Origin of the sequence: Blautia sp. AF19-1 (assembly GCF_003479155.1) — a bacterium.
In the GTDB taxonomy this organism is placed as follows: Bacteria; Bacillota; Clostridia; order Lachnospirales; family Lachnospiraceae; genus Fusicatenibacter; species Fusicatenibacter saccharivorans.
The window spans coordinates 16,926-40,654 of record NZ_QUGQ01000027.1 but is presented as its reverse complement, the minus strand read 5'-3'; the positions used below and the strand labels follow the sequence as shown (position 1 = coordinate 40,654).

Here is a 23,729-nt window from a genome sequence, read left to right as displayed (position 1 = left end):
CAATTCAAAAAAATTTCAAAATTCTCTTGACTGTTTATAGTTTGTCACCTCCTCGTTAAATACCGATTTTAATGTCTCTATTATACCATAATGATACTATTATAAAAAAGGAAAAAGAGCTCCTTCGAGCTCTTTTGATTCAGTTCTGTAAACTTGAAGTTATAGTGCAATCTTTTTCCATTTTCTAATCTTGGTTCTAAAGGTTCCGAACGGAGCAACTGTATTAACATGTATGAATTTGTATACTTCCCAGACAGCTGTTTTAGTTGCTTCGTCAGCCCATTTTCTCATATGTGGTTTAAATAATTCTTCCTCACTCAGAGAATCAATCATTGCATAAATAGAGTTGATATTCTCATTCAATCTGTCTTTCAATTCTTGCAGTGACAGCTGAGCATATGTATCTGTGAACCATTGATATAATTCGCCAAGCTGATTCCACTTAAAATTATCCGAAGGAGTTTTAACAGGAATACCCGTTCTTTCGTCTGATTCCCATTTAATAACAAGAGTTGTCCAGCCAACCTGATAAGCAAGATTTTCTGCCGGAGTTCGATCGATCTCATCAATTCTCTTATCTTTTAAATGCTCCGGAATATCATTAAATTCTGAAATATATTTTGCAAAGCTTTTATTTATCTCGTTTTTAAGCTCGTCTTTATTCTCATATGTTCTCAATAGTCTATCTCCTCAGCTTCCGATTTTCCAGTTTCAAAAACAGGAATTTATTTGGAAGATTTTATTATCCATTCATCAAGAAATTTCATTTGTTCATCCGTATGAAACCAATGCTCTCCATTTTTCATAATAGAAAGTGTTGAATTAGTCCTCTGTACAAATTCAAATATCGTTCCATAAGCGGTAAGATTATCTTTTTCACCATACAAAATGTGCGTTGGGATTTCCCATATAATAGGATTTTCTCTTGCATAGCAAAGATAATCCCATGAAAGAGTCTCTCCAAAGGTTGTCTGAATTTCTTTTTTCTCTTTGAGTTCATCCTCTGTAACATTTGCCCAAATCATCATATCAGCAATAAGCCTTTCCATATCTACAACGGGCGAAATAAAATATGCTTTCTCTATTTGCTGATTTGATAAGGCATTGATAGCAAAATATGCTCCAATGCTATTGGCAATTACTTCAACCGTCTTGTAGTTTCTATAAATTGAATTAAAAAGTAATGGAAATTCTTCTTTTGCTTCCCATGGAAACTGTGCAGTATAGTCGAGACCAATCACATCACAATTACTAAAGAGCGGTTTGTAATGAATAGCTTCTTCAGCATTACCACCTTTTCCATGTATATAAATAACTGCTTTATCCACAATAGTTATCCTCCACAAATTCAAATTTTCCTGTTATACAAACTGGGAGTTGTTTATTTCTTCTTTTTCGGTTTTGGGGCTGGCAGTTCATCATACATTGCATGAAACAAGCCTGTCAAAAATTCCCTATTATCAACTTCATCTACCAACAACATCTCTTTTGCTCCCTCATAGGGTAATTCATACGGAGCTGTCGGCATATAACTAATTGCTGATTTTACTGGTTTAACAAGTAATCTATCATCATAGATACCGCCTACAATCTTGCCACGATAATAAATAATAAATTCTCCCATCATAGCTCGATAAGTAATTTCTTCTAACTCAGATAGCTGCCCTAAAATAAACTCTAAGTATTCCTTGCTTGATGCCATATTTCCACCTCAAATTCATATTTCTCAGTTTCAAAAACTTGAAATTACTTAACAATATGTGCTGTAATGATTGTATAGCTATATGAATTGATAGTAATTTTGATATTTTCAACCTCGCAATACCAATTTTTACCCTGTTTGTATATATTGCAATTTTTATCTAATACCTTATTTTTGCAATACTCAACAACATCTGCTGTATCTATTTTTAGGTTTCTTTTAATTCTATCAATTCCCATTTCGGTTGTATGAATTTTATCAATATTATCAAGCAATATCTTTTTATCTTCCATTCTTTCTTTTCCTCAACTACCGATTTGCACATCAAATCGTTTTCTTCATTCTATCACAGTATCATATTATTCCGCCATCAATTTTTCGAACCAGGTATCCATGACAATAATAAACTGGCCTGCGCCTTGCCATTCTTGCAGCATTTCATCCAGAGTTTTGTGTTTCTCATATTTCTGCACATACACCCAGGTGGCTATACCACTGGCCTCAGAAATAATTCCTGTTATGATCTTACGCATGATGCCCTCAAATTCTGCGATTTCCTCTTTTGAAACGATGTCATAGAGATTAGGAATCTGAAAATCTTCTTTCCCACAGTTCTCATGTACATTAATCAACTCTGCTTTCACCCTTTTTCTGGATTCCTCGGGTAATTTCAAATATTGCCAAATCATTGAGACCACTTCGGAAGGTGTGTCTTTTTTGATCGGTGGTAACTGAATAAAATCATTGTTTTCGCTCATTTTCATATCCTCCTCACGATAAAATAAAATCAATAATACTTTCTCTTGTCATATCCAGTACAGTGTCTACAAACACTCCTGCAAACAGGATCAGATACAGAATTACACTCAGCGAAAACAGGAATGCAACCTGTACCCAATCATGGTAACAGTATGCAGTCGCTATAATCAACAAAGTGAATATAAATCCAAGGATTCCTCTGACAACCGCATAAGTCTGTACTGTCATCTTCACTGCCAGGCCGATCACAAAAAGTATCAGCCATACCGGCAGTAATAATATCTTCCCAGCAAGTTTTAAAATAAACATGTGCACCTCCTATCTTACCAGTCCTGGCATATCATGGTTCACTTCTGCCTGATAATACCCATTCATCGTAGACGGTGCATTAAACAGGGCTGCTAATAAATATTTCTTGATGTTCTTCACCTTTGTGGTGTTACCACGCATACAGTGTAAGACATACTCGATATGTGAATAGGTCAGCATCAGAAATTTTTTCTTCACCAGAGATGCCGGATACCAGTTGCTGGCAATCAAGATCTTGTCATTTTTACACATCACAGTTTCTACGATCAGGTTCACGACTTCATCTACCTGTCGCATATCGTCATGATGGGTTATTTCCAGTGATTCATAATCAATGGTCTCCTTGACAAGGTTTTCATAAGCCTGATAATCCTCAGAGCGATTATCGCTATCACATCTTTTCTCATCCACAGATATGATATGATTAGATTTATTATCATTCATTTCAGTATCACTAAGATTAGTATTATTAGGGTTTGAAATGTAAACTTCTTGAAGTTTGTTTTCGGGACTTCTAGAAGTTTGATTTTGGGACTTCATGAAGTTTAAATTGTAAACTTCTGCAGTCTCTTCATTTTCCACAGAAGTTTGTTTTTTAAACTTCTCTAATTCCTCTCCAAATTTTTTCTCATCTGTTTTCTCAGGCATAAAGGTTTTTACGTAGATAACATTCACCTTTCCAAATCCCTGTCTACGTTTCTCAATCAGACCAATTCCTGTTTCGTCATCCAGTTCTCTCATGGATTTGATGGCTTTATTTCTGCCACAGTTCAGTAATTCCATGATATCTTCGATGGAAAAGTAGATATATGCTCTGTTTTTGTCGTCAAACCACTGATTCTTGATGGAAAGAGACATTCGATCCAACATCAGTCCATATAAAATTTTGGCATCGCTTGATAAATCTTTAAAGTAGCTGTCTGTAAATAATGCTTTTGGTATGCGGTAGAAGCTGAACTGATCAGCTTCGGTACCGTAAAAATAATTAAATGTCATTTTTTTCTCCATAATTTCCTCCTTTCGTTTTCTGCTAAGAAGTCCTCTTTTTAAACTTCTTTGACTTTGTTTTCTTAGCTTTTTCTATCCTTAACAGGACTGTTCCTGCATCCATTTTTCTAATAATGATTCAATTATCTGTTCCATATCTTTGGCTGTATAATCATCCGGAAAATACTTTGTCAGTTTCTTTTCTGAGAAAGTAAGAGACCGGGATACTTTCTTTGCCATTACACAATTATTGAAAATCGATAACATCTGGATCTGATTGATTGGTCCATCATTCAGCTGATTTCTAAGTGCTGCAATCTGTTTTGGTTTGATAAATCCTGTGTCGCAGATATATTCGTAAATCCATCCCTGTACTTCCTTATCGATGTAAGAGATATCTACAGCAACCGTGAACTGAAGCTTTTTGTTATCTACCAGATCAAGAAGTTCCGGAATAAGCTCTGTCAGTCGGATATAACGAGTCACCTGCACACTGCTTATTCCAACTTGCTCACCCAATAATTCTCGTGACTTTTTACCTGACTTGTGTTCATTTTGTACACAAGTTAAATCTGTTCTGATTCCCTGTCTTTTCATTGCATCAAGTTTCATCTTGTAGGCAAAGGCTTTCTCACTCGGTAACAGTTCCTCTCGCTGAATGTTAGCGTCCACCATCGTCACAATGGCATCATCATCTGATAATTCTCTTACGATTGCCGGAATAGTTGTGAGTCCTGCAAGCTGTGCTGCATGCATTCTTCTGTGACCGGATACCATTTCGTAATCTTCGTTTTCATCCATACGGAGAAGTACCGGTGTCAACACTCCATTGATCTTTACGCTCTCTACCAGATCCTGCATCTTTTCATCATCCAACACCTTGAATGGATGATTCTTAAACGGATGGATCTTACTGATCTCTATCTCCATTGCAGATTCTTCATTTACCACACCGAGCAGTTCATCAATACTTGCCAGCTTAATCTTTTCACCACTTCTATTTTTCATTCTTCAAAACCTCCTGTGTTAAATTCATATATGCCTCAGCAACTTTTCCCTTCGGGCAGTGCATGTAGATACTTTTTCCTTCCGCACTGGTCTCAGCAGCTTTTACAGACATCGGGATCACATTTTCAAATACCTCAATCTGACTTCCGTAGGTTGTATGTACTCTTGATGCAATGTCCCTTGCGTAATTGGTTCTGAAATCTACCATAGTCAGGAGAATGCCCTCAATCGCCAGTTTCCGATTCAATCTTTTCTTTACTGTAAGAATGGTCTTAATCAGCTGTTGAAGTCCTTTAACAGGCAGATATGCGGCCTGTACAGGTATCAGCACGGAATCGGAAGAAACCAGTGCATTGATTGTCATCATACCAAGACTTGGCATACAGTCGATCAGGATATAATCGTATCGGGATCTTATCGCATCGATATATTCTTTCATGATCATTTCTCTGCTCATAACATTTCCCATCGTTACTTCCAGTGCGGAAAGCTCAATATTTGCTGGAAGCAGATCTACATTTTCCTGATGATGTAAGATACCATCTTCCAGATTAATATCTTCTTCATTGATAACATCCATCATCATTGTTGCCAGTGTAATTCGAAGATCATCCGGTTCTTCATATCCAAGACTTGCTGTTAAACTCCCCTGCGGATCTGCATCAATCAACAGTACTTTTTTACCTTCTCTTGCCAGTCCAATACCTACATTTACGGTTGTGGTGGTCTTGCCGACTCCACCTTTCTGGTTTACTACGGATATAACTTTACACATGATTTCTTCCTCCTTTAACTTTCCCATGATTCTTTTTTCCATAATTTCAGCAGTGCCAGTATTTCCCGTTTCATCATTGCCGGTGTATAGGAATTTGGAAAATACTTGTGTAACTGCTCGTTTGTGAATGCCACTCTTGTGATCTCACCCTTTTTAACTTCACACATGATTTCTTCCATCTTTTCCAGCGATAACTGTTTTTCTTTACTCAGCTGCTTTATCCGCTGAGCCTGTGAGAGTGACGGAATCGCCTGTGCATAATCCATTGCTTTAAGCAGTTCTCTTTGTTCATTTTCTTTCAGTGCTGCTATTTCCACAGCCGGGCAAAAAGAAATAATTTCATCATCCAGCTTCTGCAACATTTCTGGTATCAGCTTTGTCAGTGAAATATAACGCTGCACTTGTTTTGGGCTATCACCACAATCCTCACTGATAATATCTATCGAACGTTTTCTTGTTTTTTTGTGGTCAACTTGGCTCTTTTTTCGACCACTTTTTCTTTTCAATACGTCATTCTTTAATTTGTAAGCAAAAGCCTTTTCACTGTAGCTGATCCGTTCTCTATGAAGATTCGAATCCACCATGCTTAAGATGGAATCATCTTCACTTAATACCCGGATGATCACCGGTACTTTACGGTATCCAAGTTTCTCTGCAGCATGTTTTCTTCTGTGACCGGATATGATTTCATAGTAGCCATCCGGTACCGGTCTGACGATCAGCGGATTTAAGATTCCATATTTCTCAATGCTTTCCTGCAGAAGAAACATTTCCTTATCATCTTTCACCTGAAACGGATGCTCCTTAAAAGGGCGGAGACGTTCAATCTCAATTTCTATGATTCTTTCTTCTTTTTCTCCTGATTGTCTGTTTGCATCAGTCATCTTGACTCCTTTCCTCCAGGATTCAGGAAATAAAAAATGCCTGCCTGGAACTTTTGTTGTAAGAAAAGTTCCAAACAGACATTGCCGTTTGACTATTAGCTGTAGCTAATAGAATTGAATACTGTTTCAGCTAATTTATGTTTGCAGGTTTCGGAGAGATTGTTTCTTTTCCTGCCTTTTCTCTGATTTACATCCCCAAATAAGGGGTGACAACAGAGCGGAACCCAAATGTTAGCTGGACTCTTGAAAAACCATGTTTGCAAACCGGTGATTTTGATTAGCTGTCAGCTAACAAAAATCGGATTGTGTTAGCTGGAAATGGATCATTTTGAATGGAATTTCATGCCACGAACGTGATTAGAAAATAAGAAAAGCGTTCGCTGTCAGCTAATCCAGCTAACATTTTCGAACGCTTTGAAGCCCGTCGCCAAGAGGATTTGAACCTCCGACCCCTCGCTTAGGAGTTCTAAATGTCCTTTCGCAGCAAGTAGTTTCTAACCTCCTGTAATACTCTCTAACACCTTATAATACAGGAAAAGCGTGAGGTCTGTACGGAAGATAGATTCACGAAATATCCTGTACTGGTAACAAAAGTGTTAGCAACGTGTTAGCTGGCTCAATTCAGCTAGGAAACCATTTATCAAGATAATACGATACTCTTTTCCTTAATGCAAGGAGTAGACGTTTTGTGTGAAAACATGAAACGTCTATTTTTTATATATGCAATAGCACCAAAACTTTTATTATTATGTATATATCGAAAATCCTATAAAAATTTTGATTTGTGCATGGCTTTTTGCACTTATATCAAGTATAATCAGGATAACGAAAGATATATGCACAGAAAAGAGGGATTGTATGCAGTTAAACAACTATTTAGAATATCTTGAAAAAACAGTAATGGCTTACTCAGATAAAGTAAAACGCCATTTAGTAAAACAATTCATTCAGCACGGAATTGCGACTAAACAAACAGATACTTCGGGACAGTTATACATAGAGGGGCTAGAAACTGTAGATATTTCAGAAAAAACATTGTCCGAACAGCTTGTAACTTGCATTCACCAGAGCAAAAGAGCTGGATATGCTTTAGAAAAATGGGAATTTTTAAAAGATTATAAGTATTCCGTTATTTTTACTTGTAATGATTTTTCATCAACATTAAAAAAAGCAAAGGAAATCATTCCTCTTGAAAATACTTATGAGAATGATTACTTATATACATCTTTCGTAAAACCTGTTGCATACTCTATGGATGGATACTATTTTCTGAAATTTAATTTAGCATATGCAGCTATTCATCCTCTCACACAGGAAGAATTTTTAACCAAATATCCCTTTTTAGTTGTATTTCATGAAAAAGGAGAATTGATAGAATTCCGTTTTGATGTTTTAAAAAGGGTCTTTTTATCCGACAAAAAAGAACCGACTATATATTCCAACTTAATTGCAGAAATGTCTGATTATTTTAAAGAACATTTTGAGTGCGATTTGATTCCACTAAATTTAGACTTTATGGTTAATGTATGCAAACGTGATGAAAATGTAAAACTTATTGCTCAATCCATGAAATTACCTAATGGTGGAAACGCACAACTGGATGTTGGTAACAATCAAGAATATATATTACCATTTATCGGTGAACTACGCTCACTATTAAATGACAATCAGGCTGAATTAGAGAAAGTACCTGATTTCAGAGAAGCCTTAGAACAATTTATGTTTGAAATGGAAGAAATGTCCGATTATCCTTGGATTGAATTATTATGGGAAAACGAAATAAAAACACGAAGTAACCGTGTTAAGTTCGTTTTCAATTACATGAATAAATCTTATTGCTTAATACAATATTACTATAGTAATGTGCTAATTGGAATGGAGCGAATGAATTATGTTATCGAATACATTGTCAATCATAGAAATGACGATACAACGCAAAATGAATAAAAATATAGATAGCATTGCCTTAACTAATTTTTTCAAGAATTATAGAAAAAATATGTGGATTTATCCTGGCGTTTTGAAAAGAAAATTTTCCTTATCTATTCCTGAAATCTATGATTTTTTATCTGAATTGGAAAAGCAAGGAATTTTGCAAAGTTATTATGAATTATATTGTAGTAATTGCCAAAAATCTATGGGGACAGTACGTTTGTTTAATGAGTTACCAGAAACTTTTGAATGTGAACTCTGCCATAGCGAACTTTCCTCAATAGAAAATTCATTTTTAATATATATGGTGGTACGTGATGATTGATATTATGCCAGATGATAAAGAAATTTTTAAGGCATTAAATGTCCTTAATAGTATATCTGATAAATTAAGATATGAAAAAATTTGTGAAATTAGTGAAGCCCAAAAAAACACTTATAAAAAATTACTTGAAAAATTCAAACAGCTTCATGACATTTCCCCTACAGATAATGCCCCTAAAAATTTACATAACTTAAAAGGCGAAGCTTTAGAAAATTTAGTTTCTTATCTCTTAACTATCTCTGGAAATATTTTTAATGTAGATAGAAACTTACGAACTTCAACGAATGAAATAGACCAAATCGTTACTTTAACTCCTCAAGGAAAAGTTTTGTTGACATATCATCTGATTGACCCGAAACTTGATACCTTTCTAGGAGAATGCAAAAATTACGACAAAGCCGTTAGTGTTACATACATAGGAAAATTTTGTAGTTTGCTTTTAACAAACAACATAAAAATAGGCATTTTATTTTCGTATTATGGTACTAGCGGAACTGGATGGAGTAATGGTGCTGGACTAATAAAAAAATTTTATCTCCATAAGGAGAAATTGGAAGATAAATATTGCATTATTGATTTCTCTATAAAAGAATTTGAAGCAATCCTTAACGGTAAAAATCTATTACAAATTATAGATGAACAGTTGAAATCTTTACAATTTGACACTGATTATTCCCGTTATCTTTCAAAACATCCAGCAGAAGACTAAAAAGTTAATAAGCAGTTTCCTTATAGACGTTCAAAACTGAGCGTCTATTTTTTTACCCTAAAACCAGAAAGGATGTGATACCACGAAGAAATCACCACCGCTGGAGCGTTCCCCTCCGCTTCCAGACCAGAACCCGAACCCCCCCCATCAAGCACAATATTCAGAAAGGACAGGTACATCTATATGGAATTAAAATTCGTTATCCCCAACATGGAAAAGACATTCGGCAACTTGGAGTTTGCCGGAGAAGACAAAACAGAACAGCGAAGAATCAACGGACGCATGGCGGTACTTTCTCGCAGCTTCAACCTTTATTCGGACGTACAGAGGGCGGATGATATTGTAGTTATCCTCCCTGCCGAGGCCGGAGAGAAGCATTTTGACTTTGAGGAACGTGTGAAACTCATCAATCCCCGTATCACCGCAGAGGGCTATAAAATCGGCACAAGGGGCTTTACCAACTACATTTTACACGCTGACGATATGGTAAAAGCGTAAGGAAAAGGAGGACATCAGACTATGAGATTAGCAAACGGAATCGTGATTGACAAGGAAGCAACATTCGGGGCATTGAAATTTTCTGCCCTCCGCCGTGAGGTTCACCTCCAGAATGAAGACGGCTCGGTATCAGAAGAAATCAAGGAGCGTACCTATGACTTAAAATCCAGAGGACAGGGGCGTATGATTCAGGTTTCTATCCCTGCCAGCGTGCCGTTAAAGGAGTTCGATTACAACGCAGAGGTGGAACTTATCAATCCTGTGGCAGATACCGTGGCAACGGCTACCTTTCAGGGAGCAGAGGTGGACTGGTACATCAAGGCGGATGATATTGTCCTGAAAAAAGGGGCTGCCATGAATCCGCAGCCACCGAAGAAAGACACTTCCTCTGTAAAATAACAGGAACATAAAAAAAGCGAAAGGAGGATTATTCCCATGAAGCAGCTTTTCCCCCGTGGAAAACGTATCCGTCCCACGGATAAAGACCTTGTGTTCCATACTGCCCTTGCCGCCCTGTTCCCTGTCTTCCTGCTGGTTGTCCTGCTGTTTCATATCCGGCAGATTGCCAGAACCAACTGGCAGGAAGTGTCCCTCTCCCAGATAACACAGGACGTAAATCTCCCTTACCTGTTATTCAGCATGGGCGTGGCAGGGCTGGTGTATCTTGCAGCCGTTCTTCTGTTCTGGCGATACCGCAGGGATGAAGTAAAGCAGCTCATCCACCGCCAAAAGCTGGCAAGGATGGTGTTGGAAAACAAGTGGTATGAATCGGAACAGAGAAAGGAAGACGCTTTTTTCAAGGACTTGTCTTCCAGCCGTTCCAAAGAAACCATCACTTATTTTCCCAAAATCTACTACCGGATGAAACAGGGCTTGCTCCATATCCGTGTGGAAATCACCTTGGGGAAATATCAGGAACAGCTCTTAAACTTGGAAAAAAAGCTGGAAAGCGGCTTGTACTGTGAGCTGACGGATAAGGAATTAAAGGATTCCTATGTGGAGTACACCCTGCTCTATGATACCATTGCCAACCGTATTTCCATTGAGGACGTACAGGCAAAGGACGGCAGGCTCCGTCTTATGGAAAATGTCTGGTGGGAGTATGACAAGCTCCCCCATATGCTCATTGCCGGAGGAACCGGCGGCGGAAAGACCTACTTTATCCTGACCCTCATTGAAGCCCTGCTCCGCACCAACGCCGTCCTGTTCGTGCTAGACCCGAAGAACGCCGACCTTGCGGATTTACAGGCGGTTATGCCGGATGTGCACTACAAAAAGGAGGATATGCTCGCCTGCATTGACCGTTTCTATGAGGAAATGATGAAACGCAGCGAAAACATGAAGCTCATGGAGAATTACCGGACAGGGGAAAACTATGCTTACTTGGGACTTCCGGCAAATTTCCTTATCTTTGATGAATATGTGGCATTTATGGAAATGCTCGGCACAAAGGAAAATGCCGCTGTCCTCAACAAGTTAAAACAAATCGTTATGCTTGGGCGGCAGGCTGGCTTCTTCCTGATTCTCTCCTGCCAGCGTCCGGACGCAAAGTATCTGGGGGACGGAATCCGTGACCAGTTCAATTTCCGTGTGGCTCTGGGGCGGATGTCGGAAATGGGCTATGGGATGATGTTCGGGGAAACCACAAAGGACTTCTTCCTAAAGCAGATAAAAGGGCGTGGCTATGTGGATGTGGGAACCAGCGTTATCTCGGAGTTTTACACGCCCCTTGTACCAAAAGGACACGATTTCCTCAAAGAAATAAAAAAACTGACAGACAGCAGGCAGGGAGTGCAGGCGGCGTGCGAAGCGAAAGCCGCAGAAGCGGACTGACCTGCTGTGGCTGGTGTGCCGTAAGGCACGCCAGCATAAACCCCTCGTATCTAACAGAGGGGTACAAATCGACAGGCAACAACCAAACAACAGGGCAGAATCCCACAGTACACAAGGGATTTTCCCATATCCGGCGTGTGTCAACAAGGCTCTGAAAGTTGACATACGCTTTTTTTAGACAGGAGGGATTTTCACTGAATGAAGAAACATGGGTACGGGACATCAAAGAAAAACGGGAAATTTATGGTATCTCACAACAGAAACTTGCCCTAGCTGCCGGAATCACCCGTCCGTACCTGAGCGATATTGAAACGGGCAAGGCTCACCCGTCCGAAGCATTACAGGAAGCCATCACGGAAGCTCTGGAACGCTTCAATCCAGACAATCCCCTTGAAATGCTCTTTGATTATGTGCGGATTCGTTTTCCCACTACGGATGTGAAGCATATCGTGGAAGACGTGCTTCGGCTAAAGTTGCCCTACTTTATCCATGAAGACTACGGCTTCTACTCTTACACAGAACATTACTATCTTGGGGATATTTTCGTTCTGGTATCACCGGAACTGGAAAAAGGGGTGCTGCTGGAACTGAAAGGGCGTGGCTGCCGCCAGTTTGAAAGCTATCTGCTGGCACAGGAACGGAGCTGGTATGAATTTTTTATGGATGTTCTCATGGAGGACGGTGTGATGAAGCGGCTTGACCTTGCCATCAATGATAAAACGGGAATCCTGAACATTCCCCATCTGACAGAGAAGTGCCGGAATGAGGAATGTATCTCGGTCTTCCGCAGCTTCAAGAGCTACCGCAGCGGTGAACTGGTACGGCGTGGGGAAAAAGAATGTATGGGGAACACCCTGTATATCGGCTCCCTCCAAAGTGAAGTATACTTCTGCATTTACGAAAAGGACTATGAGCAGTACAAAAAGCATGATATTCCCATTGCAGACGCAGAGGTAAAGAACCGCTTTGAAATCCGGCTGAAAAATGAGCGTGCCTTTTACGCCATCCGTGACCTGTTAGAACATGACAATCCAGAACGGACAGCCTTTCAAATCATCAACCGCTATGTCCGGTTCGTGGACAGGGACGATACAAAGCCCCGTTCTGACTGGCGTATCAATGAGGAATGGGCGTGGTTTATGGGGGAACACAGGGGAAGCCTGAAACTGACAACCAAACCGGAACCCTATTCCTTTGAACGCACCCTGCACTGGCTCTCCCATCAGGTAGCCCCCACGTTAAAACTGGCTCTCCGTCTGGATAAGATGAACCACACCCAGATTGTCCATGACATCATCACCCACGCAAAACTGACGGAGAAGCACGAAAAAATCCTGAAGCAGCAAGCCGCCGCTGCAAAGGAGGTGGTGCTTTAACGACGGCAATCTTGAAACATACGGAATCTTGCAGGAAAGAAAGGAGCTTTTATGAATTTCGGACAGAATCTTTACAACTGGTTTTTATCCAACGCCCAGTCCCTTGTGCTGCTGGCAATCGTGGTGATTGGACTGTACCTTGGATTTAAGAGGGAATTTTCCAAACTTATCGGTTTTCTGGTGGTGTCCCTTGTAGCGGTTGGTCTGGTCTTCAATGCGGACGGTGTAAAGGACATCTTACTGGAACTGTTCAATAAGATTATCGGTGCATAGGAAACTCTTGTTACACTTCCGTTATGGAGCAAGCTCTGATTGCTTCATGGCGGAAGTCCACTAGGGGCTTGGGGAGCGTAACTCCCCAAAAATTTAGCAGCGAAAGGACGTGATACTGATTGAGGAAATGAGAATTTACATCCTGAACACCACACGGTTTTACCATGAAGATTTTGAGGAATATCCGGGGGCTTGGTTTTCCTGTCCCGTGGATTTTGAGGAAGTCAGGGAACGTCTTGGGGTTCAGAATGAGGAAGAAATTGAAATTGAAGATTATGAGCTGCCGTTTCCATTGGAGGGCAGCACAAGGCTTTGGGAAATCAACGCCCTTTGCCGGATGGTACAGGAAATGCAGGGAACGCCCCTCTATTATGAAATGGATGTGATACAAAAGCGGTGGTTTCCCAACTTTACAGAATTTATCGACCACAAAGACCAGATACGCTGCTATCCGGTGCAGGACGGGGAAGCTCTCGCCCGTTATCTGGTGCAGGAGGTACAGCTATTTGGGGAAGTACATCCAAACCTGTTGAACCATATCGACTACGCTGCCATTGGTCGGGAACTGGAAACCAGCGAAAACTACCTGTTTACAGACAATGGTATCTTTTATTACCGCTAAAAGGAGGTGGAGGAACTTGGAAGAAATGCGGATTTACATTGCCAACTTAGGCAAATACAATGAGGGCGAACTGGTAGGGGCATGGTTCACGCCACCTGTGGATTTTGAGGAAGTCAAGGAACGTATCGGCTTGAATGATGAGTATGAGGAATACGCCATCCATGATTATGAGCTGCCCTTTGAGATTGACGAATATATCCCCATTGAGGAAGTCAACCGCCTGTGTGAAATGGTGGAGGACTTGCCGGAGCACATTCAGGAGGAACTATCAGAGCTGCAATCCTACTTTGGCAGTATCGAAGAACTCTGTGAGCATGAAGACGATATTATCTGCCATTCCGGCTGTGACGATATGGCGGATGTGGCTCGCTACTATCTGGAAGAAAGCGGACAGCTTGGGGAACTTCCGGCACACTTACAAAACTATATCGACTATGCCGCCTATGGGCGTGACATGGAATTGGAGGGAACCTTTGTTGTCACGAACCACGGCGTATATGAAATCTTACGGTAGACCCGTCTGTATCTCCTTTTGGAAGTGCAGGCGTTTTTTTGATTCAGGGGCGGCTTGTGCTGCCCCTATCTTTTAGAAAGGACGGACAACATGAAAAAAATACGAAGCTATACCAGTATCTGGTCGGTGGAAAAGGTACTCTATTCCATCAATGATTTTAAGCTGCCATTCCCCATCACGTTCACACAGATGGCGTGGTTCGTGGTATCGGTGTTTGCAGTTATGCTCTTGGGGAACCTCCCTCCCCTTTCATTCATTGACGGGGCATTTTTAAAATATTTCGGCGTACCTTTTGCCCTCACTTGGTTCATGTGCCAGAAGACCTTTGACGGGAAGAAGCCTTACGGCTTCCTGAAATCCGTACTGGCATATCTGGTACGCCCGAAACTGACCTATGCAGGAAAGCCCGTGAAGCTGGAAAAGGAATATCCGGCACAGCCCATCACGGCAGTAAGGAGTGATATTTATGGCATATCCGATTAAGTATATCGAAAATAACCTTGTGTTCAACCATGACGGGGAGTGCTTTGCTTACTATGAGCTGCTTCCCTACAACTATTCCTTTTTAAGCCCCGAACAGAAATATCAGGTACACGATTCGTTCCGGCAGCTTATCGCCCAGAACAGGGACGGAAAGATTCATGCCCTGCAAATCAGCACCGAATCCAGCATACGGGCGGCACAGGAACGCTCCAAACAGGAAGTGACGGGCAAGTTAAAGGACGTTGCCTGTGCAAAGATTGACGCACAGACCGAAGCCCTGATTTCCATGATAGGGGAAAATCAGGTGGACTACCGCTTTTTTATCGGCTTCAAGCTGCTTGTCAATGAGCAGGAAGTCACCATGAAACAGTTTCGCAGGGAAGCAAAGACCGCTGTTTCCGATTTCCTCCATGAAGTCAACCACAAACTCATGGGGGATTTTGTTTCCATGAGCAATGAAGAAATCTGGCGGTTTCAGAAGATGGAAAAGCTGCTGGAAAGTAAAATCTCACGCCGCTTCAAAGTCCGGCGGCTTGATAAGGACGATTTTGGCTATCTGATTGAGCATTTATACGGGCAGACCGGAACCGCCTACGAAGATTATGAGTATTATCTTCCGAAGAAACGGTTTCAGGAGGAAACGCTGGTGAAATACTATGACCTCATCAAACCCACCCGTTGTCTGATAGAGGAAAACCAGCGGTATCTGAAAATCGAACAGGAAGACGGGACGGTCTATGCCGCCTACTTCACCATCAACAGCATTGTGGGGGAACTGGACTTCCCATCCTCGGAAATCTTTTACTATCAGCAGCAGCAATTTACCTTTCCCATTGATACCTCTATGAATGTGGAGATTGTGACAAACCGGAAAGCCCTCTCCACGGTGCGGAACAAGAAAAAAGAGCTGAAAGATTTGGACAACCACGCATGGCAGAATGACAGTGAAACCAGCACAAACGTGGTGGACGCTCTGGACAGCGTAAATGAGCTGGAATCCACCTTAGACCAGAGCAAGGAATCCATGTATAAGCTGTCCTATGTGGTGCGTGTGACGGCTCCCGACTTGGAAGAACTGAAACGCCGCTGCAATGAGGTGAAAGATTTTTATGACGATTTGAACGTGAAGCTGGTTCGCCCCTTTGGGGATATGCTGGGGCTGCATGGGGAATTTCTCCCTGCCAGCAAACGGTATCTGAACGATTATATCCAGTATGTCACCAGCGACTTCCTCGCTGGTCTTGGCTTCGGGGCAACCCAGATGTTAGGGGAGCCGGAGGGTATTTATATCGGGTACAGCCTTGATACAGGAAGAAACGTGTACTTAAAGCCTGCCCTTGCCAGTCAAGGGGTAAAAGGCTCTGTCACCAACGCCCTTGCTGCCGCTTTTGTAGGCTCCCTCGGCGGTGGAAAATCATTCAGCAACAACATGATAGTCTATTATTCCGTATTATTTGGGGCACAGGCACTCATTGTTGACCCGAAAGCAGAACGGGGACGCTGGAAAGAAACCCTGCCGGAAATCGCCCATGAAATCAATATCGTAAACCTGACCTCGGAGGAACAGAACAGGGGCTTACTCGACCCCTATGTGATTATGGAGAACCCAAAGGATTCCGAATCACTGGCAATCGACATATTGACCTTTTTAACCGGCATTTCCAGCCGTGACGGGGAAAAGTTCCCTGTTCTTCGGAAAGCTATTCGTGCAGTAACAAACAGTGAGGAACGGGGACTTTTCAAGGTGATTGAAGAACTTCGGGCGGAGGGAACCACCATCAGCACCAGCATAGCCGACCATATCGAATCCTTTACGGACTATGACTTTGCACACCTGCTCTTTTCGGATGGAGATGTCACACAGTCCATCAGCCTTGAAAAGCAGCTCAACATCATTCAGGTGGCGGATTTGGTGCTGCCGGATAAGGAAACCTCGTTTGAAGAATACACCACAATGGAGCTGCTTTCCGTGGCAATGCTCATTGTAATCAGTACCTTTGCCCTCGACTTCATCCATACAGACCGCAGCGTGTTTAAGATTGTGGATTTGGATGAAGCATGGAGCTTCTTACAGGTGGCACAGGGCAAGACCCTTTCCATGAAGCTGGTTCGTGCCGGACGTGCCATGAACGCAGGCGTTTACTTTGTGACCCAGAACACGGACGATTTGCTGGATGAAAAGCTGAAAAACAATCTGGGTTTAAAGTTTGCGTTCCGTTCCACGGACATCAACGAAATCAAGAAAACCCTCTCCTTTTTCGGGGTGGATTCCGAAGATGAAAACAACCAGAAGCGGCTCCGTGACTTGGAAAACGGGCAGTGCCTTATCAGTGATTTGTACGGGCGTGTGGGAGTGATACAGTTCCACCCTATCTTTGAAGACCTGTTCCATGCCTTTGATACCAGACCGCCCGTAAGAAAAGAGGTGGAGGAATGAAGATAAGAAAGCCCATCCAGCAGGGGACAGCTCTTGTCCCTTGCCGGACAAAGAGAGAAAACTCTTTTAAAAAAATCGGAAGTATAGCGAGAAAAGTGCTTCTGGCACTCCTGCTCATCCTCCTGCTGCTTGCAGTCTTCGGCACAGCCGCCCACGCTGCCGGACTGGTGGATGATACGGTGAACGCTGCCAACGAATACAGCAAATATCCTCTGGACAACTACCAGCTTGATTTTTATGTGGACAGCGGATGGGACTGGCTCCCGTGGAACTGGCTGGATGGTATCGGAAAACAGGTGATGTACGGGCTGTATGCCATCACAAATTTTATCTGGACAATCAGCCTGTACCTTTCCAACGCCACAGGGTATCTGATTCAGGAAGCCTACTCGCTGGACTTCATTTCCTCTACGGCGGATTCTATCGGGAAAAATATGCAGACCCTTGCAGGCGTTACCACAGGCGGCTTGTCCTCGGAGGGATTTTATATCGGGTTCCTGCTGATTCTTATTCTGGTGGTGGGGATTTACGTTGCCTACACAGGGCTTATCAAACGGGAAACCACAAAAGCCATCCATGCCGTTGTGAATTTCGTGGTGGTGTTCGTGCTGTCCGCTGCCTTTATCGCCTATGCCCCTGATTATATCGGGAAAATCAATGAATTTTCCGCAGACATCAGCAATGCCAGCCTGACCCTTGGTACAAAGATTGTACTGCCAAACTCGGAAAGCCAGGGAAAGGACAGCGTGGATTTGATACGGGACAGTCTGTTTTCCATTCAGGTCAAACAGCCGTGGCTCCTGCTGCAATACGGCAACTCGGATGTAGAAAGTATTGGGGCTGACCGTGTGGACAGCCTGCTCTCAACCAGCCCAGACGAAAACAACGGGCAGAACAGGGAAGAAATCGTGGTGGAGGAAATCGAAGACAGGGAAAACACCAACCTTACCATCACAAAGACCATCAACCGCTTGGGAACCGTCTTCTTCCTATTTATCTTCAATATCGGTATCTCCGTTTTTGTATTCCTGCTCACGGGGATAATGATTTTCTCACAGGTGCTTTTTATCATCTACGCCATGTTCCTGCCTGTGAGTTTCCTCCTTAGCATGGTTCCCTCTTTTGAGGGGATGTCAAAACGTGCCATTACAAAACTGTTCAATACCATTCTTACCAGAGCCGGAATCACCCTGATTATCACGGTAGCGTTCAGTATTTCCACCATGCTCTACAACCTGTCTGGGGAATATCCGTTCTTCCTGACGGCGTTCTTGCAGATAGTGACCTTTGCCGGAATTTATTTCAAGCTGGGGGATTTGATGGGGATGTTCTCCTTACAGAGTGGGGATTCCCAAAGCATGGGGAGCCGTATCATGCGAAGACCCCGTATGCTCATGCACGCCCATATGCACCGTTTACAGCATAAGTTAGGACGTTCTGTGGCGGCTCTTGGGGCTGGAACGGCTGCATACCACGCAGGGAAACAGGCTGGCTCAGACCAGAGAACTGCTTCCCACTCCGGCTCTTCCAAACGGACACAGGCAGACCACAGCAGACCAGACGGACAGGCAGCACCGGAAAAGGAATCCGCATGGAAACGGGCTGGCTCTGCGGTAGGTGCGGCGGCAGATACCAAAGATAAGATAGCCGATACTGCCGGACAGCTTCGGGAGCAGGCAAAGGATTTGCCTGTCAATGCAAAGTACGCCCTTTACCACGGGAAAACACAGGTATCAGAGGGTGTAAGGGATTTTACTTCCAGCATAACCCAGACCCGAACTGCCAGAGCGGAACAGCGGAACGCACAGGCAGAAAGCCGCAGACAGACCATTGCAGAACGCAGGGCGGAACTGGAACAGGCAAAACAACCGCAAAAGACAGCTTCCGAAGCACCCAAAGGGACTGCTCCTGTCCATGAACGCCCTGTTACTGCAAAGCAGCCAGAAGATTTCCGAAATCGTGCAGATACCGCTCATACAGAAAAACCAGCCATGCAGCCAGCTTCCCCATCCATCAGGGAACGGGGACAAATTTCTTATGGGGAAACTGTGGCAGAACGGGCTTCGGTTCCGATGGTAAAAACGGCTTCCATCCACCATGAACAGACACCACCTATAAGGACAGAACGCCAGATAGTCCCATCTACTTCCCTATCCCATCCAGATGAAAGACAAAAGGCGGCTCCAACCACCACACCTGCTGCTCCCCGTCCGACAAGACCTGTCCAGAACGATACGGTTCCTGTGATACCGGAAAGAAAACGGGCTGCCCCTGTGGTAAAAGAATCTAACTTTACCATCCGGCGTACCACCGCCAGAAAGGAGTGGACAAAAACGGTAACAGCGGCTGCCAAACAGAAGAAAGGGGAGAAACCATGAAGTTAAGACACCTTTTCTTTGCCTGTTCCGGCGTGTTCGTGATGATGTTCTCCCTGCTCCTTTTGGTGGTGATTGTCTTCTCGGATGAGGAAGACGGAGGAAGCGGCGGAAACCTTATCTATGGGGGCGTGAGCGTATCACAGGAAGTCCTCGCCCATAAGCCTATGCTGGAAAAGTATGCAAGGGAATATGGCATAGAGGAATACTTAAATGTGCTGCTCGCCATCATTCAGGTGGAATCCGGCGGCACACTGGAAGACGTTATGCAGTCCTCGGAATCTTTGGGGCTTCCCCCGAACTCCCTTAGTACAGAGGAATCCATCAAACAGGGCTGCAAGTATTTCTCGGAACTGCTCGCAGCGGCAGAAACAAAGGGATGTGACTTAAACAGTGTGATTCAATCCTACAACTACGGCGGCGGTTTCCTAGACTATGTGGCAGGACACGGGAAAAAATACACCTTTGAACTGGCAGAGAGCTTCGCAAGGGACAAATCCGGCGGAAAGAAAGTCACCTACACCAACCCTGTTGCCGTAGAGAAAAACGGCGGCTGGCGGTATTCCTATGGAAATATGTTCTATGTCCTCTTGGTATCGCAATACCTGACCGTGGCACAGTTTGATGATGAAACGGTACAGGCTATCATGGAGGAAGCCTTAAAGTATGAGGGCTGGACGTATGTGTATGGGGGCGATTCCCCCTCCACTTCCTTTGACTGTTCGGGACTGGTGCAGTGGTGCTATGGCAAGGCAGGAATCGCCCTGCCACGGACAGCACAGGAACAGTACAATGTGACGCAGCACATCCCCCTGTCCGAAGCAAAAGCAGGGGATTTAGTCTTTTTCCACTCCACCTACAACGCCGGAACCTACATCACCCATGTGGGGCTGTATGTGGGAAATAACCGGATGTACCATGCCGGAAATCCCATTGGTTACGCAGACCTGACAGGCTCCTACTGGCAACAGCACCTTGCCGGAGCCGGACGAATCAAACAATAAGAAAGGATGAACCGATATGATTCAGATTAGAAAAGAGGATAACCAGAAAAAGCAGAAAGAAAAGAAACTGAAAGTCTACAAAGTCAATACCCATAAAAAAACCGTGATTGCCCTGTGGGTGCTGCTGGCAGTGAGCTTCCTGTTTGCCGTCTATAAGAATTTCACGGCAATAGACATTCATACTGTCCATGAAACCAAAGTAATTGAGGAAACCATCCTCGACACCCACAAGATAGAGAATTTTGTGGAGAATTTCGCAGAAGTCTACTATTCATGGGAACAGTCTGCCGCTTCCATTGATAACCGGACAAATGCTTTAAAAGGGTATCTCACCGGAGAGCTGCAAGCCCTGAATGTAGATACTGTCCGAAAGGACATCCCCGTATCGTCTGCCCTGACCGATTTTCAGATATGGGAAATCACAGAAGAAAAGGAACAGCATTATCAAGTGACCTACACGGTGGAACAGCGTATCACAGAGGGGGAATCCAGTAAAACCGTCCGTTCCGCCTATCAGGTAACGGTCTATGTGGACGGCTCTGGAAACCTGACGATTATCCAGAACCCAACCATCACCAGCGTTGCCGTAAAATCCGGTTACACCCCAAAAGCGGTACAAAGTGACGGCACGGTGGATTCCATCACCACGGAGGAAATCAACGAATTTCTCACTACCTTTTTCAAGCTGTACCCTACGGCAACCGCAAAGGAGCTGACCTATTATGTGAATGAGGGCGTGCTGAAACCTGTGGGAAAAGAGTATATTTTCTCAGAACTTGTGAATCCAGTCTACAATCGAAGCGGAAATCAGGTGACAGCTTCCCTTGCAGTGAAATATCTGGATAACCAGACCATGACAACTCAGGTATCACAGTTTGACCTTGTGCTGGAAAAGAACGGGGAAAACTGGAAGATTGTGAAATGATTATATATTCCAATAGTAAACAGATGACTTTTTATCATCTGTTTACTATTGGATGTGAGATAAATTCTTGTTTTAATTCCTAAATCTTTCTATAATAAAATTAAATTATCAATCTAATTTCATATTCTTTTCATATAAATGCTGTACAGTAAAAATGGAGGTGAATATATGGCTAAAATATTGATTGTCGAAGATGATAAAAGAACAAATATGGCTATTTGTGAATATTTAAAACCAACCGGACATAACATTGTTTCTGCTTATGATGGTGAGGAAGCATTGCAATTATTTCATAGTACAACAATAGATTTAATTGTTTTAGATATTATGCTTCCACGATTAACCGGAATTGCTGTTTTACATGAAATAAGAAAAAGCAGTCTTATACCTGTACTTATGCTCACAGCGATTGAGGATGAATATACGCAATCACAAAGTTTTGATGAATTAGCAGATGATTATGTAACAAAACCTTTTTCTATGGTATTGCTTGGAAAAAGAATCACCGCTCTTTTACGCCGCTGTGGACAAATGCAGTCTATAGACACTATTACTTTCGGGGATGTTACTGTCAATTTTTCTGGATATACAGCCCATGATAAAAATGGAAGAATTGACATTACTCCAAAAGAAATAGAATTATTAAAACTTCTTATAGAACACAAAGGACTGGTTTTGACCCGTTCACAAATTCTTGACGAACTATGGGGATATGATTACCCTATTATCGACCGGACAATAGACACTTATATTAAAAATTTGAGAAAAAAATTACGTCTTAATTGTATTGTAACAGTAAAAGGAATCGGCTATAAGTATGAGGTGGTGGAATGAAACGATTAAAAATATTGCCTAAAATTTTTTTATATACATTCAGCATTATGGTATTTATTATAATTGCAGCTCATCTGATTTTATATTTACTTGCCCCACGAATTGCTATAGATTACACTCCATCAGTAATATCAAATCAAAGTGAATATGTATTAGATGGCAGTATCGACCCTTTGCAGTTTGTATCACAGGCAATTTGGCAGGCGTTACCATTTTCTGTTTTTTGTTGTATTATTCTTTGTGCAATATGTTCCTATTTTTTTTCAAAAAGTATTACAACACCAATTCGGAAAATTTCAAGTGTGACAAAACAAATGTCTAAAATGGATAAATCTGCTGTTTGTATAGTATCTTCTCAAGATGAAGTGAGAGAATTGGCTGATAATATCAATCAATTATATTATCGTCTATTTACAACTATTAAAAATCTTGAAGCAGAAAAGGAAAAGGTTAAAGAAAGTGAACAGGCAAAAATTGATTTTTTAAGAGCAGCGTCACATGAATTAAAAACCCCAGTAACCGCTTTAAATGCAACCTTGGAAAACATGATTTTAGGAGTGGGAAGTTATTGTGATTATTCCACATATCTTCCTGAATGTAAGGATATAGTAGAACAGCTTGCAACCATGATTCATGAAATTTTAGAAACTTCCAAAATAAATATGGAAACTACTCAGGAAGATTCTACGAAATGTAATTTATCAGACTTAATTTTGAATGTATGTGAACCATATAAACTGATTGCTGCGACTCATGGTATCAATTTAAAGTTAGATATTCCTCAAGAATACAGGATAATGATTCCACAAAAGCAATTTAGTCGGGCATTTTCTAATATTATTGCAAATGCTGTCACCTATACTCCAAATGAGGGGAGTGTTTTTGTCTGTTTAAAAGAACATACTTTAACGGTAGAAAATGAATGTATTCCGATTGATAAACAACAATTAGCACATATATTTGAACCATTTTACCGTCCTGATTTTTCTCGCAATAGTGATAGCGGTGGAAATGGATTAGGACTTTACATTGTCTCAACTATTTTTTCATCACTTCATATTTCATATGAATTTTTACCAACAGAATCACAAAAAGGGATGTGTTTCTCTATCCTCCTGCCAAAAGCTCTCTAATTTCAGAGGGCTTTTTTTCGCCCTAAATTCTA

Annotated in this window: 27 protein-coding genes; 17 read left to right on the top strand and 10 right to left on the bottom strand. The window is 42.2% G+C overall.

The window, feature by feature from the left end:
- Positions 1–159: 159 nt before the first annotated feature.
- The 10 genes from DWX26_RS15205 to DWX26_RS15160 form a co-directional block, all read right to left on the bottom strand.
- On the bottom strand, positions 160–678 hold the full coding sequence (locus DWX26_RS15205) for a ClbS/DfsB family four-helix bundle protein (RefSeq protein WP_118601726.1): 519 nt from the start codon (positions 676–678) through the stop codon (positions 160–162).
- A 47-nt stretch (positions 679–725) separates the two neighbouring features.
- Entirely contained in the window at positions 726–1,328 is a 603-nt protein-coding gene (locus DWX26_RS15200) for an alpha/beta hydrolase (RefSeq protein WP_005337276.1), read from the bottom strand.
- A 53-nt stretch (positions 1,329–1,381) separates the two neighbouring features.
- Positions 1,382–1,702: a TfoX/Sxy family protein gene (locus DWX26_RS15195; RefSeq protein ID WP_004612401.1), complete on the bottom strand. Its 321-nt coding sequence runs from the start codon at positions 1,700–1,702 to the stop codon at positions 1,382–1,384.
- A gap of 44 nt (positions 1,703–1,746) precedes the next feature.
- Positions 1,747–1,995: a DUF3781 domain-containing protein gene (locus DWX26_RS15190; RefSeq protein WP_005921256.1), complete on the bottom strand. Its 249-nt coding sequence runs from the start codon at positions 1,993–1,995 to the stop codon at positions 1,747–1,749.
- Between the two features lie 66 nt (positions 1,996–2,061).
- Entirely contained in the window at positions 2,062–2,460 is a 399-nt protein-coding gene (locus DWX26_RS15185; RefSeq protein WP_173905991.1) for a hypothetical protein, read from the bottom strand.
- Positions 2,461–2,473: 13 nt separating this feature from the next.
- Positions 2,474–2,770, bottom strand: a complete 297-nt coding sequence (locus DWX26_RS15180) for a hypothetical protein (RefSeq protein WP_015514766.1) — start codon at positions 2,768–2,770, stop codon at positions 2,474–2,476.
- Positions 2,771–2,779: 9 nt separating this feature from the next.
- Positions 2,780–3,778 (bottom strand): DUF6017 domain-containing protein, encoded by a 999-nt coding sequence (locus DWX26_RS15175; protein WP_117805132.1) that lies wholly within the window; start codon positions 3,776–3,778, stop codon positions 2,780–2,782.
- Positions 3,779–3,856: 78 nt separating this feature from the next.
- The gene (locus DWX26_RS15170; RefSeq protein ID WP_117805131.1) at positions 3,857–4,765 is read right to left on the bottom strand and encodes a ParB/RepB/Spo0J family partition protein; all 909 of its coding nucleotides are present in this window, start codon (positions 4,763–4,765) and stop codon (positions 3,857–3,859) included.
- Complete coding sequence (locus tag DWX26_RS15165; protein WP_117805133.1) at positions 4,755–5,540, bottom strand: ParA family protein; 786 nt, start codon at positions 5,538–5,540, stop codon at positions 4,755–4,757. The genes DWX26_RS15170 and DWX26_RS15165 overlap by 11 nt, the downstream gene beginning before the upstream one ends.
- A 14-nt stretch (positions 5,541–5,554) precedes the next feature.
- A complete protein-coding gene (locus DWX26_RS15160) occupies positions 5,555–6,520 on the bottom strand; it encodes a ParB/RepB/Spo0J family partition protein (RefSeq protein ID WP_071143508.1) in 966 nt (321 codons plus the stop codon).
- A gap of 762 nt (positions 6,521–7,282) precedes the next feature.
- Between DWX26_RS15160 and DWX26_RS15150 the strand changes: the two genes are divergently transcribed.
- The 17 genes from DWX26_RS15150 to DWX26_RS15070 all read left to right on the top strand — a co-directional run bounded on the left by DWX26_RS15150 (position 7,283) and on the right by DWX26_RS15070 (position 23,697).
- Positions 7,283–8,371, top strand: a complete 1,089-nt coding sequence (locus tag DWX26_RS15150; protein ID WP_118516148.1) for a hypothetical protein — start codon at positions 7,283–7,285, stop codon at positions 8,369–8,371.
- Entirely contained in the window at positions 8,364–8,681 is a 318-nt protein-coding gene (locus DWX26_RS15145; RefSeq protein ID WP_007037474.1) for a hypothetical protein, read from the top strand. The genes DWX26_RS15150 and DWX26_RS15145 overlap by 8 nt, the downstream gene beginning before the upstream one ends.
- On the top strand, positions 8,674–9,390 hold the full coding sequence (locus DWX26_RS15140) for a hypothetical protein (RefSeq protein ID WP_118601725.1): 717 nt from the start codon (positions 8,674–8,676) through the stop codon (positions 9,388–9,390). Before DWX26_RS15145 ends, DWX26_RS15140 begins: the two co-directional genes overlap by 8 nt.
- 183 nt (positions 9,391–9,573) lie before the next feature.
- Entirely contained in the window at positions 9,574–9,888 is a 315-nt protein-coding gene (locus tag DWX26_RS15135; protein ID WP_032509787.1) for a YdcP family protein, read from the top strand.
- 21 nt (positions 9,889–9,909) lie between these two features.
- Positions 9,910–10,287 carry a YdcP family protein gene (locus DWX26_RS15130; protein WP_118516145.1) on the top strand — a complete coding sequence of 126 codons (378 nt, stop codon included), beginning with the start codon at positions 9,910–9,912 and terminating at the stop codon, positions 10,285–10,287.
- A 36-nt stretch (positions 10,288–10,323) separates the two neighbouring features.
- Positions 10,324–11,721 (top strand): FtsK/SpoIIIE domain-containing protein, encoded by a 1,398-nt coding sequence (locus DWX26_RS15125; RefSeq protein ID WP_118601724.1) that lies wholly within the window; start codon positions 10,324–10,326, stop codon positions 11,719–11,721.
- A 158-nt stretch (positions 11,722–11,879) separates the two neighbouring features.
- The gene (mobT, locus tag DWX26_RS15120) at positions 11,880–13,097 is read left to right on the top strand and encodes a MobT family relaxase (protein WP_118601723.1); all 1,218 of its coding nucleotides are present in this window, start codon (positions 11,880–11,882) and stop codon (positions 13,095–13,097) included.
- Positions 13,098–13,148: 51 nt separating this feature from the next.
- Positions 13,149–13,370, top strand: a complete 222-nt coding sequence (locus DWX26_RS15115) for a hypothetical protein (RefSeq protein WP_002570387.1) — start codon at positions 13,149–13,151, stop codon at positions 13,368–13,370.
- 127 nt (positions 13,371–13,497) lie between these two features.
- A complete protein-coding gene (locus tag DWX26_RS15110) occupies positions 13,498–13,992 on the top strand; it encodes an antirestriction protein ArdA (RefSeq protein WP_118601727.1) in 495 nt (164 codons plus the stop codon).
- Between the two features lie 25 nt (positions 13,993–14,017).
- A complete protein-coding gene (locus tag DWX26_RS15105) occupies positions 14,018–14,506 on the top strand; it encodes an antirestriction protein ArdA (RefSeq protein ID WP_173684685.1) in 489 nt (162 codons plus the stop codon).
- Between the two features lie 90 nt (positions 14,507–14,596).
- The gene (locus DWX26_RS15100; RefSeq protein WP_005427021.1) at positions 14,597–14,989 is read left to right on the top strand and encodes a conjugal transfer protein; all 393 of its coding nucleotides are present in this window, start codon (positions 14,597–14,599) and stop codon (positions 14,987–14,989) included.
- Positions 14,973–17,426, top strand: coding sequence for an ATP-binding protein (locus DWX26_RS15095; RefSeq protein WP_118601721.1), 2,454 nt, complete (start codon positions 14,973–14,975; stop codon positions 17,424–17,426). Before DWX26_RS15100 ends, DWX26_RS15095 begins: the two co-directional genes overlap by 17 nt.
- Positions 17,423–19,804 carry a CD3337/EF1877 family mobilome membrane protein gene (locus DWX26_RS15090; RefSeq protein WP_118601720.1) on the top strand — a complete coding sequence of 794 codons (2,382 nt, stop codon included), beginning with the start codon at positions 17,423–17,425 and terminating at the stop codon, positions 19,802–19,804. Before DWX26_RS15095 ends, DWX26_RS15090 begins: the two co-directional genes overlap by 4 nt.
- A complete protein-coding gene (locus DWX26_RS15085; RefSeq protein WP_011861916.1) occupies positions 19,801–20,805 on the top strand; it encodes a bifunctional lytic transglycosylase/C40 family peptidase in 1,005 nt (334 codons plus the stop codon). The genes DWX26_RS15090 and DWX26_RS15085 overlap by 4 nt, the downstream gene beginning before the upstream one ends.
- Before the next feature lie 16 nt (positions 20,806–20,821).
- Positions 20,822–21,730 carry a conjugal transfer protein gene (locus DWX26_RS15080; protein ID WP_118601719.1) on the top strand — a complete coding sequence of 303 codons (909 nt, stop codon included), beginning with the start codon at positions 20,822–20,824 and terminating at the stop codon, positions 21,728–21,730.
- Positions 21,731–21,898: 168 nt separating this feature from the next.
- Positions 21,899–22,564 carry a response regulator transcription factor gene (locus DWX26_RS15075; RefSeq protein ID WP_044925970.1) on the top strand — a complete coding sequence of 222 codons (666 nt, stop codon included), beginning with the start codon at positions 21,899–21,901 and terminating at the stop codon, positions 22,562–22,564.
- Positions 22,561–23,697: a sensor histidine kinase gene (locus DWX26_RS15070; RefSeq protein ID WP_005427031.1), complete on the top strand. Its 1,137-nt coding sequence runs from the start codon at positions 22,561–22,563 to the stop codon at positions 23,695–23,697. Before DWX26_RS15075 ends, DWX26_RS15070 begins: the two co-directional genes overlap by 4 nt.
- Positions 23,698–23,729 lie beyond the last annotated feature (32 nt).

Excerpts from the sequence above, each read along its gene's own strand:
- DWX26_RS15105 (WP_173684685.1), top strand. The coding sequence starts at position 14,018 with ATGCGGATTTACATTGCCAACTTAGGCAAATACAATGAGGGCGAACTG.
- DWX26_RS15080 (WP_118601719.1), top strand. The coding sequence starts at position 20,822 with ATGATTCAGATTAGAAAAGAGGATAACCAGAAAAAGCAGAAAGAAAAG.
- DWX26_RS15175 (WP_117805132.1), bottom strand. The coding sequence starts at position 3,778 with ATGGAGAAAAAAATGACATTTAATTATTTTTACGGTACCGAAGCTGAT.
- DWX26_RS15165 (WP_117805133.1), bottom strand. The coding sequence starts at position 5,540 with ATGTGTAAAGTTATATCCGTAGTAAACCAGAAAGGTGGAGTCGGCAAG.
- DWX26_RS15095 (WP_118601721.1), top strand. The coding sequence starts at position 14,973 with ATGGCATATCCGATTAAGTATATCGAAAATAACCTTGTGTTCAACCAT.
- DWX26_RS15145 (WP_007037474.1), top strand. The coding sequence starts at position 8,364 with ATGAATAAAAATATAGATAGCATTGCCTTAACTAATTTTTTCAAGAAT.
- DWX26_RS15085 (WP_011861916.1), top strand. The coding sequence starts at position 19,801 with ATGAAGTTAAGACACCTTTTCTTTGCCTGTTCCGGCGTGTTCGTGATG.
- DWX26_RS15115 (WP_002570387.1), top strand. The coding sequence starts at position 13,149 with ATGAATTTCGGACAGAATCTTTACAACTGGTTTTTATCCAACGCCCAG.
- DWX26_RS15075 (WP_044925970.1), top strand. The coding sequence starts at position 21,899 with ATGGCTAAAATATTGATTGTCGAAGATGATAAAAGAACAAATATGGCT.
- DWX26_RS15170 (WP_117805131.1), bottom strand. The coding sequence starts at position 4,765 with ATGAAAAATAGAAGTGGTGAAAAGATTAAGCTGGCAAGTATTGATGAA.
- DWX26_RS15110 (WP_118601727.1), top strand. The coding sequence starts at position 13,498 with ATGAGAATTTACATCCTGAACACCACACGGTTTTACCATGAAGATTTT.
- DWX26_RS15070 (WP_005427031.1), top strand. The coding sequence starts at position 22,561 with ATGAAACGATTAAAAATATTGCCTAAAATTTTTTTATATACATTCAGC.
- DWX26_RS15195 (WP_004612401.1), bottom strand. The coding sequence starts at position 1,702 with ATGGCATCAAGCAAGGAATACTTAGAGTTTATTTTAGGGCAGCTATCT.
- DWX26_RS15185 (WP_173905991.1), bottom strand. The coding sequence starts at position 2,460 with ATGAGCGAAAACAATGATTTTATTCAGTTACCACCGATCAAAAAAGAC.
- DWX26_RS15130 (WP_118516145.1), top strand. The coding sequence starts at position 9,910 with ATGAGATTAGCAAACGGAATCGTGATTGACAAGGAAGCAACATTCGGG.
- DWX26_RS15190 (WP_005921256.1), bottom strand. The coding sequence starts at position 1,995 with ATGGAAGATAAAAAGATATTGCTTGATAATATTGATAAAATTCATACA.
- DWX26_RS15125 (WP_118601724.1), top strand. The coding sequence starts at position 10,324 with ATGAAGCAGCTTTTCCCCCGTGGAAAACGTATCCGTCCCACGGATAAA.
- DWX26_RS15140 (WP_118601725.1), top strand. The coding sequence starts at position 8,674 with ATGATTGATATTATGCCAGATGATAAAGAAATTTTTAAGGCATTAAAT.
- DWX26_RS15135 (WP_032509787.1), top strand. The coding sequence starts at position 9,574 with ATGGAATTAAAATTCGTTATCCCCAACATGGAAAAGACATTCGGCAAC.
- DWX26_RS15100 (WP_005427021.1), top strand. The coding sequence starts at position 14,597 with ATGAAAAAAATACGAAGCTATACCAGTATCTGGTCGGTGGAAAAGGTA.
- DWX26_RS15150 (WP_118516148.1), top strand. The coding sequence starts at position 7,283 with ATGCAGTTAAACAACTATTTAGAATATCTTGAAAAAACAGTAATGGCT.
- DWX26_RS15180 (WP_015514766.1), bottom strand. The coding sequence starts at position 2,770 with ATGTTTATTTTAAAACTTGCTGGGAAGATATTATTACTGCCGGTATGG.
- DWX26_RS15090 (WP_118601720.1), top strand. The coding sequence starts at position 17,423 with ATGAAGATAAGAAAGCCCATCCAGCAGGGGACAGCTCTTGTCCCTTGC.